This window comes from Sulfurovum sp. bin170, from assembly GCF_010892395.1.
Taxonomy (GTDB): Bacteria; Campylobacterota; Campylobacteria; order Campylobacterales; family Sulfurovaceae; genus UBA1140.
The window spans coordinates 1-1,918 of record NZ_JAACKB010000193.1; the positions used below are offsets into that span (position 1 = coordinate 1).

A 1,918-nucleotide genomic window follows, 5' to 3' on the forward strand; every position below is an offset into this window, starting at 1 on the left:
CATCTTTAAATTTGGTTAATTTTATAGTTCTTTTCATCTCCCACCGATAAAGTGGTGTATCTTCTAATTTTATAGCTAACATATTTATTCCTTTCTCTACTTCATCTTCCAAATCTCTATTGATAGAGAGTACGCTTACCTTTTTCATATAGTTTCCATACGCAATCTCATCACCATCCGTCAACTCTTTGAGTCGTTTCAAAATAGTATTAACGACTATCTGTTTGTCCTTCTCTTTGAAGTCACAAAGTATAGCCAAAACAACTGCTGATGGATTATCATGATACAATAAATCCTCACAAGCTATATCTTTTACATCTATTATACCATACTTATATGAGATTTCATCTCGTACAATCTCGTTTTTCATTCTACATTTCTCTTTGCCAATATATATAACATGTTGCTCAACAGAGCAGTCTTTATACTCAAATAGTATGTCACTGTAATATCTCAACATTCTTAGCTCCATCTTACTATGGTTGCTACTCTGTATCTCTATGTGAAAAACTCTCTCATCATTCTTGAACACAATATCACTATCTCGCTTCTCTACTCGCGTCCACTCTTTATCGACTAGGGTTATTTCGCCTTGTATATCAATGCCTAAGATGTGCATGGATATATCACGCCCTATCTCTTTTATGATTTCTTTGCTGACTATGTCTTTATCGCCCATGAAGTTTCCTTTTTTGAGATTTGGTATTTTAGCGTAAAAGAACATAAGATGTTAAATATTTTCTATAGAGTTTATAAAAAATTTACAATAAAATATAGAAAAGAATGTTACTTCTCCACCCCCACCAAACTAATCCCAAAAATCTTATTGATAAACAGAGCCGACTCTTCAATTCCATCCAATCCCTCACCAAGATGCAAAGAAGATACAACCGTTTGACCTACAATCTTTCGTCCACCTATCTTGCCACTATCATCTTTGGTTCTGATTCCCCACATATTATGCATGGCATAGACTCTATTATCGACATATCCAATATAGAGCATTATATGCCCTTTCATATAGATAGTGGTCTCAAATGGTTTAGCATGTTCTATGATATATCTCTCTTTTTCACTTTTAGCCATCTTTGATAGGTCTATATATTTTGAGTAGTGAGCTTGGCTAGATGAATGACGAGGTAACCAAATTCCAAAAGGTGAAAAAAAATCTCTAGTCATTGCTGAACAGTCTCTATTCATGAACGAGCCACCCCATCCATATTTTTCTCCCAAGAACTCTTTTGAAATTTTGGTAATATTTTCTCTGTTTAGTCTTATAGGTTTTTTGGCAGAGATATTTTTATCTATCTTTACAACTCTCAAAACTGCATTGGCATTTTCATCTTTTGTTGCTGTATAGACCAAGTAGTGACTAGGCAATTCATCTACAATAGGAAAGCTTGTAGCCACTTTTGCATAGTATAAAAAGTTATCTGCTTGATTATAGATAGGTGCGTTATCTTTTATGATGGTTGCAAACTCTGTGTTTTTAAATTTTTCGACAAAGTCACTATCTACATAAGCCATATCATTAACTTTGACCCAACACTATGATGTTAATTTCTTTGTCAAAGAGTATGGGAGAGTTCCAGCTATTAGAAATGACTTCATCTCTCGAATATGGTATGCCAATAGACGATATGGAATCAAATTCCCAACTAGAGCTCATGAGGTCTATAATTTTGATGGTTCAGAGTGTGCAGTTGTAGCTGATTCAGCAAAATCGATTCAAAAGAGACTAAAAGATTCGATGGTATTTTCCGTTCCTGACAATCAACTATTGAGTCTATCTGAGCATTGTACGATTGAGGACTTTGGAGTAGGGGAGTCACTTATCCAAAGAGGAGTAGAGACGCAGATGGTCTATCTGATTTTAGATGGTATAGCCAAAGAGTATATAGAGAATAAAAACGGTGAG

3 protein-coding genes are annotated in these 1,918 nt (G+C 34.7%); 1 reads left to right on the top strand and 2 read right to left on the bottom strand.

What is annotated here, in order from left to right; genetic code table 11:
* Positions 1-679, bottom strand: a 679-nt coding sequence (locus tag GSY74_RS04525) for a hypothetical protein (protein WP_164663916.1), incomplete at its 3' end; no start/stop codon positions are given.
* 107 nt (positions 680-786) lie between these two features.
* Positions 787-1,527: an NlpC/P60 family protein gene (locus GSY74_RS04530; protein ID WP_164663917.1), complete on the bottom strand. Its 741-nt coding sequence runs from the start codon at positions 1,525-1,527 to the stop codon at positions 787-789.
* Positions 1,528-1,537: 10 nt separating this feature from the next.
* Here GSY74_RS04530 and GSY74_RS04535 point away from each other — a divergent pair.
* The coding region (locus GSY74_RS04535; RefSeq protein ID WP_164663918.1) for a hypothetical protein at positions 1,538-1,918 on the top strand (381 nt) is incomplete at its 3' end.

Coding starts and splice junctions, on each gene's coding strand:
- GSY74_RS04530 (WP_164663917.1), bottom strand. CDS start 1,527: ATGGCTTATGTAGATAGTGACTTTGTCGAAAAATTTAAAAACACAGAG.